Here is a 19269-nt window from a genome sequence, read left to right on the forward strand (position 1 = left end):
GAGTATTGAAACCGCGCGCCGCGATCCCGGCGGCGTCGCGGACCGAATGGTTCGCGCGGGTCGCGTTAGCGGCCCGGCAACCGGCGCTCGTAGCTCGGCGCGTGACCGAACTGCGCGCGGTACGCCTTGCTGAAGTGACACGGCGAATGGAATCCGCACGTCGTCGTCACGCGCGCGATCGATGCGTCGGTCGTGCGCAGCAGGTCGCGCGCGCGTTTCAGACGCAGCGTCAGGTAATAGTGGGTCGGAGACACGTTCAGGTACACCTTGAACATCCGCTGCAGGTGCCGTTGCGACAGCCGCACGAGCCGCGCGAGTTCCTCGAGCGACAGCGGCTCCTCGATGTTCGCCTCCATCAGCCGCACGACCTCGATCAGCTCCGCGCGCGAGAAACCGACGCGCGCATCGACGGGAATCGGCTGCGTGTCGGTCGAGCTGCGGATGCGCTCGAGAATGAACTGCTCGGACACCTGCGCGGCAAGCTGCTGGCCGAAGCGCATGCCGACGAGGTTCAGCATCAGGTCGAGCGGCGCGGTGCCGCCGGTGCAGGTAAGCCGGTCGCGATCGACGACGAACAGCTCGTCGGCGAACCCCACCTGCGGAAACTCCGCATGCAGCGCGGACAGGTTCTCCCAATGCACGGTGCAGCGATAGCCGTCGAGCAGGCCGCTCGACATCAGCGCGTACGCGCCGGTGCAGATGCCGCCCAGCGGCAGCCCGCGTTCGGCGAGCGCCGCAAGGGTGTCGCGCGCGCCGTCGTCGACCACGTCGCGGATGCGGATCCCGCCACACACGATCATCACGTCAGGCAGGTTCGTGTAGTCGAGCGCCTGGGTCGGGCGCACCGCGATGCCGTTGCTGGCATGCACGGGCGCACCGTCGAGCGAATAGATCGACCACTGGTAGTGGTCGGAACGCCCGACGTAGTTCGCCATCCGAAGCACTTCGACGGCGCTCGAGAACGCGATCATCGAGAAATTCGGCAGCGTCAGGAAGCCGAAATGGGCAAGGGACGAAACCGGTGAAACGCAAGCGGCGGGCACGGCGGCAACGGCGGCGGACGTCACATCGGGCTCCTGGCGAATTGAGCAGGTTGCACGCAGCCAGCCCCGTGGCAAACGCCACGGAAGCCGGTATCGAATCGGGGAAGGCGGCCGGAAGGCGAACCGGCCGCCGGTTGCTTACGCTTGCGCGGGCGTGGCCTTCGCGCGGAACAGGTGCTTCAGGCCCGAGAACAGCGGTGCCTTCACGGTGCCCGGCGCGCGGCCGAAGCTCTCGGTGATGCGGTCGAGAATGATCGCGAGCAGCACGACCGACAGACCGCTTTCGAAGCCGAGGCCGATGTCGAGGCGCTGGATACTCGCGAGCACGTCGTTGCCGAGGCCGCCCGCGCCGACCATCGACGCAATGATCACCATCGACAGCGCCATCATGATCGTCTGGTTCACACCCTGCATGATCGACGGCAGCGCGTTCGGGAATTGAACCTTGTACAGCAGCTGCCACGGCGTGCAACCGAATGCCTGGCCGGCTTCGACGATCTCGCGGTTCACGTGGCGGATGCCGAGGCTCGTCAGGCGCACGGCCGGCGGCATCGCGAAGATCACCGTCGACAGGATCCCCGGCACGCGGCCGAGGCCGAACAGCATCGCGGCCGGAATCAGGTAGACGAATGCGGGCATCGTCTGCATCAGATCGAGGATCGGACGCACGATCGCGGCGACCCACTTGCTCTTCGCCGCCCAGATGCCGAGCGGAATGCCGAGCACGAGGCTGATGATCGTCGACGACAGCGTGAGGCCGAGCGTGATGACCGTCTGGTCCCAGAAGCCCGTCGCGAAGATCAGCAGCAGCGACGCGGTGGTGAACAGCGCGAAACGCCAGCCCACGCGCCACAGACCGATACCGATGAAGATCGCCATCATCAGCCACATCGGGATCGCCTGCAGGCTGTGCTCGACGAATGCGGCGAGGCCCTCGATCGCGCGGCCGATCGTATCGAACGTCGCCGCATCATGGTCTAGCAGGTAGTGAACGGACTGGTCGACCCAGCTGCCGAGCGGAATCATTTCAGACATGGGAGCCTCGCGAACGCGTGATGGCCTTCAGGATAAGTGCGCGATCGACCGAGCCGCAGTAGCAGCCGTCGTCGTCGACGACGGGCAGCGCATTCGGGCTCGCGACGACACGCGCGACGACATGTTCGAGCGACGCATCGCGCCGGATGCTTTCGATCGGCCGCACGGACGGCGCGTCCTGACCGATCGCCTCGCGCGTGACGAAGCCGCGGATCTTGCGGGCGGCGTCGAGCACGAACGCGTATTCGGCGCTGCCGTTCAGCGTCGCCGCGACGTTCGCCGCATCGCACTTCGACATGGTCGGCACGGCGCCCGTCTGCATCAGGTCGCCCGCCGTCAGATAGCGGCTCGTGTCGATGCCGTCGAAGAACGCACGCACGTAGTCGTCCGCCGGGTTCGCGATGATGTCCTGCGGCGTGCCGACCTGCACGAGCCGGCCGCCTTCCATGATCGCGATGCGGTTGCCGATGCGCAGCGCCTCTTCCAGATCGTGCGACACGAACATGATCGTGCGGCGCTGCTCCTTCTGCAGTTGCAGCAGCACGTCCTGCATTTCGCGGCGCTTGAGCGGATCGAGTGCGGAGAACGCCTCGTCCATGATCATCAGCGACGGGTTCACGGCCAGCGCGCGGGCCAGCCCGACGCGCTGCTGCATGCCGCCCGACAGCTCGGACGGCAGCTTGTGCGAGAACGGTGCGAGGCCGACCTGCTCGAGCACCTCCATCGCGCGGCGTTCGCGTTCCTTCTTGCCGACGCCGGCGACCTCGAGGCCGAACGCGGCATTCGATACCACGGTGCGATGCGGCATCAGCGCGAACGACTGAAACACCATGCTCATGTCCTTGCGGCGCAGCGCGGTCAGCGCGGAGCGGCGTGCCGACGCGACGTCGAGCCCGTCGATCAGCACCTTGCCGGCGCTCGGATCGACCAGCCGGTTCACGAGGCGGATCAGCGTGGATTTGCCGGAGCCGGACAGGCCCATCAGCACGAATATTTCGCCTTCCTGCACGTCGAACGATACGTTGTGCACACCGACGACCTGACCGGTACGCTTGAGCACGTCGTCTTTCGTCGCGCCGGCAGCGAGCATGTCGAGCGCCTGCTGCGGGTTGCTTCCAAATACCTTGCACAGACCTTCGACCACGACCTTGGGGGCATCCATCGAAACCTTCTCCTCGTGTAGCGGGGACTCACGCGTGTCATAGCGTGCCTACATAGTTGCCAGAAAAAACCCCGACCTGCCGACGAATTACGACAAACGCTTGCGCAAATACGACACACCCGGCGGCCCCGCCACGCGGGGCTCGGCGCCCGGCGGCACGTGATTGCGGCAATGCAATACGCGCACGACCAATAACGACGGGCATCTCGGGCGCGGCTTGTGCGCAGCAGCGCGATGCGCAAGCGGCGCCGATTTGCACTCACCCGCGCAGGCCGCGCGTCGCTTTGCGACAATTCCACGTCCGATCGGACGGCGTCGCCTGCCCCTCTCGTGCAAAAGGAATGGTCGTACGAAACCTGGCATCGCGAACGTGCAATAGCCACGTTTCGCAGCGCGCCCGCAACCCAGAAAATCCCCCATGGCCATTGTGATACATTGCCGGCAATCACGCCGATCGCGATGTCGCGCACCTTGCGCGCGGCGCCGCGCCAAGGTGTGCGCATGCCGGTTCGCCTGCCGGCCATACTGAAACAGCCTCGATCGGGCCGTGCGACGATCGAAGGACGATAACGAAATGAGAGAGGGAGCAAGGCGATGAATTGGGCTTTTGCCGCAATCGGTTTCATCGTGGGCGGTATCGCCGCATTATTCGGGGATTTCTCCGCTGCCAACGGCACGCTGCTTGGCGCGGCGGTCGGGTTCTGCATCGGTCACGCGCTGCAGCAACGCACGCGCAAGAGCGGCGGCACGATACCCGACGCGTTCGCGATGTACACCACCCCCGCGACACTGCAACCCGCTCCCGTGCCGCTCGCCGATCGCGTCGCGCGCCTCGAAGCGACGGTCGACGCGCTCACGCGCGAGCTCGACGCGCTGCGCGGTCAGCTCGCGGGCGCGAAGGCCGGCGCCGCGAGCGGCAGCGCCGCACAAATGCCGCCGGCGACGCCTGCCACCGTCACGCCCACACCCGCCGCAATGCCGCCGCGGCCGGCCGCGCGGCCGGCCGTCGCGCGCGACGGCGTGCCGCCGTCGACGTCCGTCCCGGCTCCCGCACCGGCAGTCGCCACGCGGGCGAGCGACGCGGCCGCCGCTGCCGGCGCGTCGACGAATCCGCCCGCGACGACTGCGCCATCTGCCCCGCCCGCCCCACCCGCCCCACCCGCACCGCCGGAAGCATACGAACCCGACATCGTCGAACGCGCGTTCCGCGCCGCGCGCGACTGGCTGCTCGGCGGCAATACGGTCGTGCGCGTCGGCATCATCGTGCTGTTCTTCGGTGTCGCGTTCCTGCTCAAGTACGCGGCCGACAACAACATGCTGCCGATCGAATTGCGCCTCGCCGGCACGGCACTCGCCGCGGCCTCGCTGCTCGCGATCGGGTGGCGCGTGCGTGCGCGCCGCGCGGCATACGGCCTCGTGCTGCAGGGCGGCGGCATCGGCATCCTGTACCTGACGATCTTCGCCGCGACCAAGCTCTACGCACTGCTGCCGATCGGCGCGGCGTTCCCGCTGATGGTCGCGGTGTGCGCGCTGAGCGCGTTCCTCGCGGTGAAGCAGAACGCACTGCCGCTTGCGTTCATGGGCACCGCGGGCGGCTTTCTCGCGCCGGTGCTGCTGTCGACCGGCCACGGCAGCCATGTCGCGCTGTTCAGCTACTACGCGTTGCTGAACGCGGGCATCTTCGCGATCGCATGGTTCAAGGCCTGGCGTCCGCTGAACCTGCTCGGCTTCGTGTTCACGTTCACGATCGGCTCGGCGTGGGGCGTGACGGCATACCGCCCCGCGCTGTTCGCGACCACCGAGCCGTTTCTGATCCTGTTCTTCCTGATGTACGTCGGCATCGCGCTGCTGTATGCGGTGAAACGCGAACTGGCGTTGCGCCACTATGTCGACGGCACGCTGGTGTTCGGCACTCCGATCGTCGCGACGGCGCTGCAGGCCGCGCTCGTGAAAGGCACCCCGTTCGGGCTCGCGTGGAGCGCGGTCGCGCTGTCGGCGTTCTACGTCGCGGTCGCCGCATGGCTTGCGCGGCGCCGCGATCGTCTCGCGCTGCTGTTCGAGGCAATGCTCGCGCTGGCGGTGATCTTCGCGACGCTCGCGGTGCCGCTCGCATTTTCGGGCCCGACGACGAGTGCCGCGTGGGCGATCGAAGGCGCGGCGATCGTGTGGGTCGGCGTGCGCGAGAAACGCCTTGCGCCGTTCGGCTTCGGCCTGCTGATGCAGATCGCCGCGGCCGGCGCATTCTTCACGAGCCTGCTTGGGCCGACCGACACGAACGCGCTGCCGGTGCTCAACAGCCCGTATATCGCCATGCTGCTGATCTCGCTCGCCGGGCTGTTCACGGGATGGTGGCTGCACGGGCGCGACGAAGCGCGCGCGTGGCACGCATGGATGCCGGACGTCGGCGCTGCCGCCGCGGCCTGGGGGCTGCTGTGGTGGTTGAGCGGCGGGCTGCACGAGATCCTGGTCCAGGCGAGCCGCCACGTCGATCTGCATGCGGACCGCTTCGTCGTCGACGCAACCGCGCTGTTCGCGGTCGGCACCGCATGGCTTGCACACGTCGCGCGCCGCAAGCTGGCGTGGCCGATCGCCGAATGGCCCGCACTCGCGTTGACGCCGGTGCTCGCGCTGCTCGCAATGCGCGCGTTCGATGCGCATGAGGCACCGTTGTCGGGCATGGGCGCGTTCGCGTGGCCGATCGCCGTCATCGCAGGCTACGCGCTGTTGCGGCGTCAGTCGCGCGGCACGGTAGCGGCTGCGCCGGCCACGGGCGCGACCGGCACCACGAGCGCGTCAACCATGGCGGCCATCCCCGCCCCGGTGATCGCGCCACTGCACACGCTGATGTTCTGGACGTTGTGCGGGCTGTTCTCGCTGGAAGGCTTCTGGCGCCTGCGCGCGTTCGTGCCCGAAGGCGCGTGGAGCTGGAGCGCGTGGGCCTACGGCTTCGGCGCGCTGCTTCTGCTGGTTTCTGGCCCCGGCTCCCGGCTGCGCTGGCCCGTCGCCGCGTTCCCGCGTGCGTATCAGGTGTGGGGGGCCGCGCCGCTCGCCGCGCTGCTGTGGCTCTGGAGCATCGCCAGCGTAACGAGCGACGGCGATGCGTCGCCGTTGTTCTGGCTGCCGCTGCTCAATCCGCTCGACGTCGCGCAACTATTGATCTTCGTCGCATTCGCCACCTGGCTGCGCCGCCTGAAAACGCTCGGTGTCGGCTGGCACCCGCTCGCGGCCGACCTGGCGGCGCTCGCGACCGTGTTCCTGTGGTTCAACGCGCTGCTGCTGCGCACGCTGCATCACCGTTTCCACCTCGCCTACGACATCGACGCCGTGCTGCAGTCGTTCGGCATCCAGCAGGTGTTCATGGTCGGCTGGAGCCTGTTCGCGTTCGCCGGCATGTGGCTGACGCGCCGCGAAGGCATCGCGCGCGTGTGCGCGCTCGCGTCCTTGCCGCTGATCGTCGTGATGTGGGTCTGGACCTTCTACGCAAACTTCACGCAGGACGGCGGCAACTGGGCGCGCGTCCCGCTGCTCAATCCGCTCGACCTCGTGCTCGTGGTGGTCTATGCGCTCGCCGCATCGTGGTTCCTGCGCGCGCGCAAGCTCGGCTGGTCGTTCGGCAACTACCGCATCGAGCTGCTCTGCGCGGCCGGCGCGACGGCCTTCCTGTGGCTGAACGCGATGCTGCTGCGCACGCTGCATCACTGGACCGGCGTGCCGTACGCATTCGATGCGATGGCGGAATCGACGCTCGTGCAGGCGTCGGTTTCCGTGTACTGGACACTCTGCGCGCTGGCGACGATGATCTGGGCCGCGCGCCGCGGGTTGCGTCCGCTGTGGTTCGTCGGCGCCGCGCTGCTCGCGCTCACCGTGATCAAGCTGTTCCTGTTCGACCTGTCGCACGTCACCGGCATCGAACGCATCGTGTCGTTCATCGGCATCGGCATCCTGCTGCTGTTGATCGGCTATTTTTCGCCGCTGCCGCCGAAGGCCGCGGCTCAACGGGACGACCACCAACCATGAAGCGACTCGCAGCCCTGCTCGGCCTGAGCCTGCTGACGTCGTTCGCGGCGGCCGACGGCGCCCCCGGTGCCGAACGCGTTGCCCAGCGCTTCTCGCTCGATCTCGACGGCAGCGCCGCGTATTACCAGCTCACCGTGCCGCAGCCGGTCTATGCAGCCAGCCGGCGTGACGATCTCGGCGACGTGCGCATCTTCAACGGCGCCGGCGAGCCGGTGCCGTACTCGCTCGATGCGCCCGCGGCAGCGGCCGTGCCGCCGTCGCGCACGCCGGTGCACTGGTTCCCGCTGCCGCCCGCGCGCAACGACGACGGGCACGCGCCGCTCGGCGTGTCGGTTGCGCCGGACGGCTCGCTGCGAGCGGCCGTCACCGCGCCGGCTCGTGCGAAGCATGCGGCCGATCTCGTCGACCTGTCGCACGCGGACGGCGAAGTCGACGCACTGCTCGTGCATGTGAGCGACGACAGCTACCAGGGGCGCGTCGCCGTCGAAGCGAGCGACGACCTGCGCAGCTGGCGCTCGCTCGGCAGCACGCAACTGCTGAAGGTCGGGCGCGGCGGCGACACGCTGGTGCAGGATCGCATCGCGCTCGAAGGCACGGGGCCGCGCTACCTGCGGCTCGACTGGCTCGACGGCGCGCCCTCGATCGCATCGATCGAGACCGAAACGCGGCCACACGATGCACGCACGGCGGACAGCGCGGCCGTGCCGCGTCAATGGCGCGACGCCGTGCACGTGCGAGCCGGCAGCACGCCCGGCGAGTATCTGTTCGACACCGACGGCGCATATCCGGTCGACCGCGTGCGCATCGACCTTCCACAACCGAATACGGTTGCGCGCGCAATGTTGCAGAGTCGCCCCGACGCGCAAACGCCGTGGCGCGACGTCGCCGGCGTGGCCCTGTTCCGGCTGCAGGGCAAGGGCGGCGAACAGCGCAACCCGCCGCTGGCGTTCGCGCCGAATCCGGATCGCGCATGGCGAATCGTCGTCGACATGCGCAACGGCGGCCTCGGCGGCGGCCGGCCGTCCGTCGCGGTCGGCTGGCATCCGGCCGCCCTGACCTTCGTCGCGCGCGGCACGCCGCCGTTCACGCTCGGCGTCGGCAATGCGTTACTGCCGTCGGCGGCGGTGGGCCGCGATGCGCTGCTGGTCGGGATGGCGCCGGAAGTGCGGCCCGCGCGCGTCGGCGCGGCACTGCCGGTCTCGGCGGCTCCGCCGGAGCCGGCCGCCGATAAGGATGCGATCCGCCGTTACGTGCTGTGGGGAGCGCTGGTCGTTGCGGTCGGCGTGCTCGGCACGATCGCATGGCGCCTCGCGCGTGGCGGCAGCGACACGCACGCACGCGACGATTGAAGCCACGCCGGCACGACGCATCAGGCCGCAGCCGCGCGCGGCGAGGCACCGCGACGAAAATGTCGTAAAGATCACGCGAGGGCGAAGCGGAACGATGGTGCGGCGGCGTGCATGCTCATTGCATCCGGCGCCTTCGGACACGGGGTCGAACTTATCGATCGTTGCGCCCGCAAGCAGACCGCGACGCGCACGTCGGCGTCGGCGTCGGCGCAATTCGGCACGGCCGAACCCTTGCCCGCGCATCGCGCCCCCTTTCCGGCGTCGGACGAAAAAAAGCCCCGCCTGCATCCGCGCGGCGGGGCCAACCCATGTCAGTAGAGACATCATGGAGGAGACGGCCCCATCTTATCGAGTGCGGCACGCCGCCCCAACCAAGCATTTCTGCTATCCATCTGCACCGCCGCGCGCACCCTCGACCCGTGTGCACGGCATATCGATAGAACGAAAAGTCGTTTTCAGAGTAGCGGCGGGGTCGTTACCATCTGGTTTTAAGCCTGTGCTTAGCCGGGCAAGCCATCCCAAGGAGCGCCCCTTGACTGCATTCGATCAACATCGCCGCCCGTTCGTGGTCGGCATCGGCGGGACCACCCGAGCCGCGTCATCGACCGAGCGCGCGCTGTCGTTCGCGCTGCGCGGCGCGCAGGCCGCCGGCGCACGCACGCGACTGTTCGACGGCCCGTTCCTGCATACGCTGCCGCACTACGCCCCCGAACACAAGGCGCTGACCGACGCGCAGCGAGAGCTGATCGACACCGTGCGCGAAGCCGACGCGATCATCATCGCAACACCCGGCTATCACGGCGGCGTGTCCGGCCTTGTGAAGAACGCGCTCGACACGCTCGAGGAACTGCGCTCCGACGAGCGCCCGTACCTCGACGGCCGCGCGGTCGGCCTGATCGTGACGGCCTACGGCTGGCAGGCCGCCGGCACCGTGCTGACGTCGCTGCGGTCGATCGTCCACGCGCTGCGAGGCTGGCCGACCCCGTTCGGCGCCACCGTGAATACGCTCGAAACGCGCTTCGACAGCGCCGACAGCTGCTCGGATCCGAAGGTCGTCGCACAGCTCGAGACCGTCGGCTCGCAGGCAGCCGAATTCGCGCTCGCGTTCGCGTCGCATCGCGCGGCCACGCATGCCGCATCGGTCGACGCGCTCGCTCCCGTGCTGAAGATCGCCAGCCAGTAATCGCCCGCCTGCCTACCCGCGCCCGGCCGGCGACGTTCGTCGCGCGCGGGCGCGCGTATCCGACTGTCCGGCGCGCATCGCGCCGTCGCCCCATGCTTCATGCCGACTCCCCGCGCCGATAATGATCCGGGCTGCGAAGTGATTTGCATTGGCCGAAAGATTGGTTCACGCGGGCCGCGGGTTTTCGTACGCTGAAAACCCGAACCTTCCATGCGCACGCCATGAACCGCACGATCCGCTACAAGGGCTACGAAGTCGCCCCCGCTGCCGCCCGGCTGCCGAACGGGCTGTTCGCCGCGAACCTGACGATCGAGAAGGCAAGCGGCGGTCCGTCGCCGCGCGCCGTGTCGTTCGACGCGATCGATTTCTTCTTCGAAGAGGAGCATGCGCTCGCGTACGCGTCGCGCTGGGGACGCCTCTGGGTCGACACGCAAGCCTGAGCGCAGCGCACGGCAGCGCGGACCCGCTCGAAAATACGCGATTACGGAAGCTATGCAAGAATCTTTCGTCTCGTAATCGCATTACAACAGCCATGTCCGACACGCTGCAGGAAGATCATGCAGCGGCAGATCACGCCATGCGCAACTGGACCTTCGAGCACCAGGGTCCGGTCAGGATCGGTTCCGATGCGCACAGGCAGATGTTCTGCCGCATGCTGCTCGACACGCACAACCCGTACAAGCCGGCCGTCATTGACTGGCCGCCGCTCAAGCCCGACGAACTCAAGCGGCTCACGTCGCTGCCGATCTGGGACATCGCCGTGCAGACCGAAGGCCGAGCGTCGATCCGCGTCGCCACCTTCGCGGCGACCGTCGGCGATCCGCTTTTGCGCCAGGCGCTCGAGATGGACGGCGCCGAGGAGGCCCGGCACAAGGTCGTGCTGTCGAAGCTGGTGCGGGCATACGGCATCGAGCTCGCGCCCGAACCGCCCTATCCGGCACCGAACGATCCCGAATGGTCGTGGATGGTGACCGGCTTCAGCGAGTGCATCGACAGTTTCTTCGCGTTCGGCCTGTTCCGCTCCGCGCAGCGCTCCGGGTATTTCCCGCCCGAACTCGTCGACACCTTCGAGCCCGTGATCCAGGAGGAAGGCCGGCACATCCTGTTCTTCGTGAACTGGTATGCGTGGTACTGGCGGAACTTGCCGTGGTGGCGCCGGCCGTGGTTCTTCGCACGGGTCGCGGCGGTGTGGGCGTTCCTGATCTGGGAACGCATCGGCATCGCGCGCGGGATCGATGCGGACGGCGTCGCGCACGACGCGAACTTTCCGGCGACGAGCACCGCCGACATCGGCGATGCACTGAACCCGCGCGAACTGATCGAACTGTGCCTCAGCGAGAACGACCGGCGGATGGCCGGGTACGACAGACGGCTGCTGCGCCCGATGTTCGTGCCGCGCATGGCGCGCCTCGCGCTGCGATTCCTGAGGAAATAAGACCGCGACGGCAGGTTGCATGCGGCGCCTGGTCCGGGACGACGCGCTGCATCGCCCGGACCAGGTGACACAACCACGGCGTGCGGCCGCCATCCGCGCAACGGCACGCACTTTCGCACGAGAACGAGCACGTTCCGGCTGGCATGCGACTCCCATCCGGCGATTCGCGCGCGACGTCACGCCGCGGCCAACGCGGCCCACGTCAGCCCGACGGTGCTCATCCGGCGTGCTTGCGCGCCATCTTTCATTCCACGGAACGCCCCTTGGCCAGCAAGCTCGAGCCACCGTGGCACAAATCTGACGTTTCCTGCTCGCCGCGCTCGTCACCCCCAACTTGCGCGTCTCCGACCATCGTCCTGGATACCGCGGCAACAACACAACAACTACTTCGAAAGCGTGGCTGGCGCGGACGAGCCGGCACGCCGTCCAATTCGCCTCTGAACCCATCATATGGAATACGTCAATAGGGCAGATTCCAAACGGGATCCCAATCGTCGGGTCAATGCGCCTGTAGCACTTTTTTACAACTTCGTGCAGCCGGCAGGCGGGGGAAGGCCCGTCCTGCGGGCGAGTGCGGGCGGTGAAATGCGCAATCCAGCACAGCCAGGCAATCATTTCTATATGTTTTTTGATTTTCAAGAAAATCATTAAATATATTTTTTAGATTCGACAAAAATCTCAAATTAACAAATTAACAAGAACAACCAACCCATCCTAACTTGCGCTTCGTCAAATATTACAACCTTGAAATGTCAACGTTTGCCGCAAACGTTTGCCTTTTCATTTGTCTTACTTTTGATGCGAGACGATGTGTTAACCAGCGCACAAAAGTCACATACGCGCCTGATTTTTAAGCGATTTTTCCGTTCCACCCCGAACTTGGGCAAACCCTTCATCCAACATTCCACTCATTTTCGCTTGCCTTACTTCGCGATACATCAAAACGCGATGCATTAACTATCTTTTAACTTTCAAAACCACCAATTTTTCACTGTTTGTCAATCTGAAAATAGCGCCTCCAATAAACTCCGCCCATCAATTTTGAGATTCGCGCGAGCGCACGGCAGATTCATCTAACGAAAGAGACCGGTGTGTGGCGTGCTTATTTGGAGGTAGTTGGACATGAACCGCACATACCGCTCGATCTGGAACGAAGCTCTTGGCGCCTGGGTCGCGGCATCCGAACACGATTCGGCACGGGGCAAGGGCAAGCGCTCGGCTTCGGTTAAGCTGCTCGTCACCTTGTTGTTGGCCGGCGCAGCGCAGGCGAGCCATGCAGGCATTTACACCTTCAACGGGGGCAATGGAGGGGGCAATTGCGGCTATGCCAGTGGAACGGGACCTGACGGCTCGCGTACGTATGCGGCAGGCACGGCTCCCCAAGACGGCAGCGGCGGATTCTCGTCGGTTGCAGGCTGTAATGCGAATGGCAACAATCTCCTCGGCGTGACGCTGTTCGGCTCGTATACGACAGCCACTGGGAATGGGGCCGTCGCTATCGGCATGGGCGCTAATGCGGCTCAATGGGCACTGGCTGCGGGCCTTCAGGCGACTGCGTCGGGTCAATCGAGCACCGCATTGGGCTTCAATGCCTCGGCCGGCGGCGTAGGATCCGTGGCGCTGGGCGCCAATTCCGGGGCCACGGCGGACGGTTCAATCGCACTGGGTTCGGGCGCAACCTCGACTGTCGTCAACTCGGTCGCAATCGGCTCCGGCGCTACCGCAAGTGGTACTACGTCGGGCACGACCGGCGGCACGGGTACGGTAAGCAATACAACAATCGGCACCCAGACGTTCGGCACCTATGCCGGCGCGAGTTCGTCCGCCGGTGTGGTCAGCGTCGGTAAAGTCGGTTCGGAACGCCGTATCCAGAACGTCGCCGCTGGCCTCGTCAGCGCAACTAGCACCGATGCGATCAACGGTAGCCAGCTTTTCGCGGTTGCAAGCACGACGACGTCGAGCATCGCGAGCCTGTCGACCTCCACGTCGACGGGTCTCTCATCGGCCAATAGCTCGATCGCTTCGCTCTCCACGTCGACTTCGACCGGCATCAACTCGCTGTCGACCGGCCTCAGCTCGACCAATAGCTCGGTGGCTTCGCTTTCGACTTCCGCGTCGACCGGCCTGTCGTCGGCTAATAGCTCGATCTCGTCGCTGTCCACTTCGACCTCGACGGGGATCAAGTCGCTGTCCACGGGCCTGAGCTCGACCAATAGCTCCGTTACATCGCTTTCGACTTCGACGTCGACCGGTCTGTCGTCGGCTAACAGCTCGATCAGCTCGCTGTCCACTTCGACTTCGAGCGGCATCAACTCCCTGTCCACGGGCCTCAGCTCGACCGACAGCACCGTGGCTTCGCTGTCGACCTCCACGTCGACCGGCCTCTCGTCGGCAACCAGCTCGATCAGCTCGCTGTCGACGTCGACTTCAACCGGCATCAACTCCCTGTCCACAGGCCTGAGCTCGACCAATAGCTCGGTTACATCGCTGTCGTCGTCCACGTCGACCGGTCTGTCGTCGGCTAACAGCTCGATTTCGTCGCTGTCCACGTCGACTTCGACGGGCCTGAGCTCGACCAATAGTTCGGTCGCTTCGCTCTCGACCTCCGCGTCGACGGGTCTCTCCTCCGCTAACAGCTCGATTTCGTCGCTGTCTACGTCGACCTCGACGGGCCTGAGCTCGACCAACAGTTCGGTCGCTTCGCTCTCGACCTCCGCGTCGACGGGTCTCTCCTCCGCTAACAGCTCGATTTCGTCGCTGTCTACGTCGACCTCGACGGGCCTGAGCTCGACCAACAGTTCGGTCGCTTCGCTCTCGACCTCCACGTCGACGGGGCTCTCGTCGGCAAATAGTTCGATCGCCTCGCTCTCCACGTCGACTTCGACCGGCATCAACTCACTGTCGACCGGCCTCAGTTCGACCAACAGCACGGTGGCTTCGCTTTCGACCTCGACGTCGACTGGCCTCTCCTCCGCTAACAGCTCGATTTCGTCGCTGTCTACGTCGACCTCGACCGGCCTGAGCTCGACCAACAGTTCGGTGGCTTCGCTCTCGACCTCCACGTCGACGGGGCTCTCGTCGGCTAACAGCTCGATTTCGTCGCTCTCTACGTCGACCTCGACTGGCCTGAGCTCGACCAACAGTTCGGTGGCTTCGCTGTCGACTTCCACGTCGACGGGGCTCTCGTCGGCGAATAGTTCGATCGCTTCGCTCTCCACGTCGACTTCGACGGGCATCAACTCGCTGTCGACCGGCCTCAGTTCGACCAACAGCACGGTGGCTTCGCTTTCGACCTCGACGTCGACTGGCCTCTCCTCCGCTAACAGCTCGATTTCGTCGCTGTCTACGTCGACCTCGACGGGAATCAGCTCGCTGTCCACCGGCCTCAGCACGGTCACGACCAAGACCGACAATCTCGGCAACAGCACCGCCGCAGCCCTCGGCGGCGGCGCGAGCTACAACCCGGCAACCGGCACGGTTTCCGCTCCGTCGTACACCACCTACAACGCGAACGGCACGACGTCGACCGCCAACAGCGTCGGCTCGGCGATCGACAGCATCAACAACCAGGGCATCAAGTACTTCCACGCGAATTCGACGGCAGCCGACAGCCAGGCACTCGGCACGGATTCGGTCGCGATCGGCCCGAATGCGATCGCCAACCACGCCGGCGACGTCGCACTCGGCAGCGGCTCCGTTACCGATGCACCCACCCCGACGCCAACGGGTACCGTCGGCGGCGTGACCTCGACGTTCGCGGGCGGCAACCCGAGCAGCGTGGTGAGCGTCGGCAATGCGAGCACAGGCACCACGCGTCAAATCACCAACGTCGCGGCTGGCCAAATCACGGCGAACAGCACGGACGCGATCAACGGCTCCCAACTCTTCGCGACCAATTCCGTCGTGGATTCGCTGTCGACGACGGTGTCGTCGTCCAGCAGCGCGATTTCGTCGCTGTCGACCGGCATCACTTCGTTGTCGACGGGGCTGAGCTCGACCAATAGCTCGGTCGCTTCGCTGTCGACCTCCACGTCGACGGGGCTCTCGTCGGCGAATAGCTCGATCGCTTCGCTCTCCACGTCGACCTCAACGGGCATTAACTCGCTGTCGACCGGCCTCAGCTCGACCAATAGTTCGGTGGCTTCGCTGTCGACCTCGACGTCGACTGGCCTCTCGTCCGCTAACAGCTCGATTTCGTCGCTGTCTACGTCGACCTCGACGGGCCTGAGTTCGACCAATAGTTCGGTCGCTTCGCTCTCGACTTCCACGTCGACCGGCCTCTCGTCCGCTAACAGCTCGATTTCGTCGCTGTCTACGTCGACCTCGACCGGCCTGAGCTCGACCAATAGTTCGGTCGCTTCGCTCTCGACCTCCGCGTCGACGGGTCTCTCGTCGGCTAACAGCTCGATTTCGTCGCTGTCTACGTCGACCTCGACCGGCCTGAGCTCGACCAACAGTTCGGTCGCTTCGCTCTCGACCTCCGCGTCGACGGGTCTCTCGTCGGCTAACAGCTCGATCAGCTCGTTGTCCACCTCGACCTCGACGGGCATCAACTCGTTGTCGACGGGCCTCAGCTCGACCGATAGCTCGGTCGCGTCGCTGTCGACCTCAACGTCGACTGGCCTGTCGTCGGCAACCAGCTCGATCAGCTCGCTCTCCACCTCGACTTCGACCGGCATCAACTCGCTGTCCACGGGCCTCAGCTCCACCGACAGCACGGTCGCTTCGCTGTCGACTTCCACGTCGACCGGCCTCTCGTCGGCCACCAGCTCGATCAGCTCGCTGTCCACCTCGACTTCGACGAGCATCAACTCGCTGTCGACCGGCCTCAGCTCGACCGATAGCACCGTCGCGTCGCTGTCGACCTCCACGTCGACCGGCCTCTCGTCGGCCACCAGCTCGATTTCGTCGCTGTCCACCTCGACCTCGACGGGCATCAACTCGTTGTCGACCGGCCTCAGCTCAACCGATAGCACGGTGGCTTCGCTGTCGACCTCCACGTCGACCGGCCTGTCCTCGGCAACCAGCTCGATCAGTTCGCTGTCCACCTCGACTTCGACGGGCATCAACTCGTTGTCGACGGGCCTCAGCTCGACCGACAGCACCGTGGCTTCGCTCTCGACTTCGACGTCGACCGGTCTGTCGTCGGCAACCAGCTCGATTTCGTCGCTCTCGACGTCGACTTCGACGGGGATCAACTCGCTGTCGACGGGCCTCAGCTCGACCGACAGCACCGTGGCTTCGCTCTCGACTTCGACGTCGACCGGTCTGTCGTCGGCAACCAGCTCGATTTCGTCGCTCTCGACGTCGACTTCGACGGGGATCAACTCGCTGTCGACCGGCCTGTCCTCGGCAACCAGCTCGATCAGTTCGCTGTCCACGTCGACTTCGACCGGCATCAACTCGTTGTCCACGGGCCTCAGCTCGACCGATAGCACGGTCGCTTCGCTGTCGACTTCGACGTCGACCGGCCTCTCGTCGGCCACCAGCTCGATCACCTCGTTGTCCACGTCGACCTCGACGAGCATCAACTCACTGTCGACCGGCCTCAGCTCGACCGACAGCTCGGTCGCTTCGCTGTCGACTTCCACGTCGACGGGTCTCTCATCGGCTACCAGCTCGATTTCGTCGCTGTCCACGTCGACTTCGACGAGCATCAACTCGCTGTCGACCGGCCTCAGCTCGACCGATAGCACCGTCGCTTCGCTCTCGACTTCGACGTCGACTGGCCTGTCCTCGGCAACCAGCTCGATCAGCTCGTTGTCCACCTCGACCTCGACGGGCATCAACTCGCTGTCGACCGGCCTCAGCTCGACCGATAGCACCGTCGCTTCGCTGTCGACTTCGACGTCGACCGGCCTGTCGTCGGCCACCAGCTCGATTACCTCGTTGTCCACGTCAACCTCGACGGGCATCAACTCGCTGTCTACCGGCCTCAGCTCGACCGACAGCACCGTGGCTTCGCTGTCGACCTCCACGTCGACCGGCCTCTCGTCGGCCACCAGCTCGATCAGCTCGCTGTCCACCTCGACCTCGACCGGCCTCTCGACCGCGACCAGCTCGATCGGCTCGCTGTCGACCGGCCTCAGCTCGACCAACAGCTCGCTGACGTCGCTGTCCACCTCGACCGCAAGCAGCGTCACGTCGCTGTCCACGGGCCTGAGCTCGACCAACAGCTCGGTCGCTTCGCTGTCGACTTCCACGTCGACCGGTCTGTCGTCGGCCACCAGCTCGATCACCTCGCTGTCCACCTCGACTTCGACGAGCATCAATTCGCTGTCGACGGGCCTCAGCTCCACCGACAGCACGGTGGCATCGCTGTCGACTTCCACGTCGACCGGTCTGTCGACGGCCACCAGCTCAATCACGTCACTGTCCACCTCGACCTCGACCGCGATCGAAGCCGCCAAGACGCACTACTACAGCGTCAACGACAACGGCACGCAGCAAGGCAACTACGCCAACAACGGCGCAACGGGCGTCAACTCGCTCGCAGCCGGCGTGAATGCCAGCGCGGCGGGCGCCAGCAGCGTCGCGGTCGGCGACGGCTCGAACGCGCAGTCGACCGGCGCGGTTGCCATCGGCCAGAACGCATCGGCCACCGGCGGCAAGGCGGTGTCGATCGGCTCCGGCAACACGGCGAGCGGCGACGGCGCGGTTGCGATCGGCGACCCGAGTGTCGCAACGGGCACCGGCGCCGTGGCAATGGGCGCGAACGACACGGCCACCGGCACCGGCGCAGTGGCGCTCGGCAACGCGAACACGGCAACCGGCAACAGCGCACTCGCCCTCGGCAGCGCGAACCAGGCCACTGCGGACAACACGATCGCGCTGGGCAACCAGTCGACGGCCAGCGCCATCGGCGCCCAGGCCTACGGCGCGGGCGCCACGGCCAGCGCGGCCAACGCGCTCGCCCTCGGCTCGAACGCCACCGCTAACGTCGCGAACTCGATCGCGCTCGGCGCGGGCTCGGTCACGGGCACCGCGGTGGGCACCTCGAGCGCCACGATCGGCGGTGTCACGTACTTCTTCGCGGGCACCTCGCCGGTGGGCGTGGTCAGCGTCGGCGACCCTGCCACGGGCGCCACGCGCCAGATCACGAACGTCGCGGCGGGCCAGGTATCGGCCACCAGCACGGACGCGATCAACGGCAGCCAGCTCAACGCAACGAACCAGGCGGTCAACAGCCTGTCCACGTCGACCGCGTCGAACATCTCGTCGCTGTCGACCGGCATCGGTTCGCTGTCCACGGGCCTGAGCTCGACCAACAGCTCGCTGACGTCGCTGTCCACGTCGACCTCGACGGCGATCAACTCGCTGTCGACGGGCCTCAGCTCGACGAACAGCAACCTCACGTCACTGTCCACGTCCACGTCGACCGGGATCGGCTCGCTGTCGACGGGCCTGAGCTCGACGAACAGCACGGTGGCATCGCTGTCGACCGGCGTGACGAACCTCGGCGATCAGGTGAACCAGTTGTCGACGACGATCAACAACAACACGACGCGCTCGGCGAACAACACCGCCATCGCGGCCGACATGAACGGCACCGGCTCCGACCGGCCGACGGTCACCGCCGGCTCGAACTCGGTGGCGATCGGCGCGAATTCGACCGATGGCGGCCGTTCGAATGTCGTGAGCGTCGGCTCGCCCGGGAGCGAGCGCCAGATCACGAACGTCGCGCCGGGTACGCAAGGCACGGACGCGGTGAACGTGAACCAGCTGACGCAGGTGCAGACGACGCTGTCGACGGCACTGTCGGGCCAGCAGGCGCAAATCAACTCGCTGGGTTCGCAACTGCAGCAGACCGACCAGATGGCGAAGCAAGGTATCGCGGCCGTCGGCGCGATGGCGTCGATCCCGCAGCTCGATCGCGACGCCAACTTCGGGATGGGTGTCGGCACCGCGTCGTTCCTGGGTCAGAAGGCGATGGCGGTCAACATGCAGGCGCGCATCACGGAGAACCTGAAGGCGTCGATCAACGGCGGCTTCAGCGGCGGTCAGAAGGTGATCGGCGCCGGCATGCTGTACCAGTGGAAGTAACC

Annotated in this window: 9 protein-coding genes and 1 pseudogene; 7 read left to right on the plus strand and 3 right to left on the minus strand. The window is 66.0% G+C overall.

Annotated elements, in window-relative coordinates; translation table 11 throughout:
* Positions 1-65 precede the first annotated feature (65 nt).
* The 3 genes and pseudogenes from WI26_RS24870 to WI26_RS33130 form a co-directional block, all read right to left on the minus strand.
* Entirely contained in the window at positions 66-1067 is a 1002-nt protein-coding gene (locus WI26_RS24870) for a GlxA family transcriptional regulator (RefSeq protein WP_069227515.1), read from the minus strand.
* 114 nt (positions 1068-1181) lie between these two features.
* The gene (gene choW, locus WI26_RS24875) at positions 1182-2078 is read right to left on the minus strand and encodes a choline ABC transporter permease subunit (RefSeq protein ID WP_059466921.1); all 897 of its coding nucleotides are present in this window, start codon (positions 2076-2078) and stop codon (positions 1182-1184) included.
* Positions 2071-3362, minus strand: a pseudogene (locus WI26_RS33130) (quaternary amine ABC transporter ATP-binding protein); the annotation flags it as partial. The pseudogene WI26_RS33130 and the gene choW, both read right to left, overlap by 8 nt.
* Positions 3363-3834: 472 nt before the next feature.
* On the opposite strand from WI26_RS33130, the gene WI26_RS24885 reads away from it, so the two are divergent.
* The 7 genes from WI26_RS24885 (at position 3835) to WI26_RS32420 (ending at position 19267) form a co-directional block, all read left to right on the plus strand.
* Positions 3835-7257 carry a DUF2339 domain-containing protein gene (locus WI26_RS24885; protein ID WP_069227516.1) on the plus strand — a complete coding sequence of 1141 codons (3423 nt, stop codon included), beginning with the start codon at positions 3835-3837 and terminating at the stop codon, positions 7255-7257.
* Entirely contained in the window at positions 7254-8606 is a 1353-nt protein-coding gene (locus tag WI26_RS24890) for a DUF3999 domain-containing protein (RefSeq protein WP_069227517.1), read from the plus strand. Before WI26_RS24885 ends, WI26_RS24890 begins: the two co-directional genes overlap by 4 nt.
* 532 nt (positions 8607-9138) lie before the next feature.
* Positions 9139-9789 carry an NADPH-dependent FMN reductase gene (locus WI26_RS24900; RefSeq protein ID WP_069227519.1) on the plus strand — a complete coding sequence of 217 codons (651 nt, stop codon included), beginning with the start codon at positions 9139-9141 and terminating at the stop codon, positions 9787-9789.
* Between the two features lie 221 nt (positions 9790-10010).
* Entirely contained in the window at positions 10011-10229 is a 219-nt protein-coding gene (locus WI26_RS24905) for a hypothetical protein (protein ID WP_006749916.1), read from the plus strand.
* A 92-nt stretch (positions 10230-10321) separates the two neighbouring features.
* Complete coding sequence (locus WI26_RS24910; RefSeq protein ID WP_059511939.1) at positions 10322-11224, plus strand: hypothetical protein; 903 nt, start codon at positions 10322-10324, stop codon at positions 11222-11224.
* Positions 11225-11674: 450 nt separating this feature from the next.
* Positions 11675-11875 carry a hypothetical protein gene (locus tag WI26_RS32415; RefSeq protein WP_155768817.1) on the plus strand — a complete coding sequence of 67 codons (201 nt, stop codon included), beginning with the start codon at positions 11675-11677 and terminating at the stop codon, positions 11873-11875.
* A 471-nt stretch (positions 11876-12346) separates the two neighbouring features.
* Positions 12347-19267 carry an ESPR-type extended signal peptide-containing protein gene (locus tag WI26_RS32420; protein WP_155768831.1) on the plus strand — a complete coding sequence of 2307 codons (6921 nt, stop codon included), beginning with the start codon at positions 12347-12349 and terminating at the stop codon, positions 19265-19267.
* The last annotated feature ends 2 nt before the right edge of the window (positions 19268-19269 follow it).

It is taken from the genome of Burkholderia diffusa, from assembly GCF_001718315.1.
GTDB classification, from domain to species: Bacteria; Pseudomonadota; Gammaproteobacteria; order Burkholderiales; family Burkholderiaceae; genus Burkholderia; species Burkholderia diffusa_B.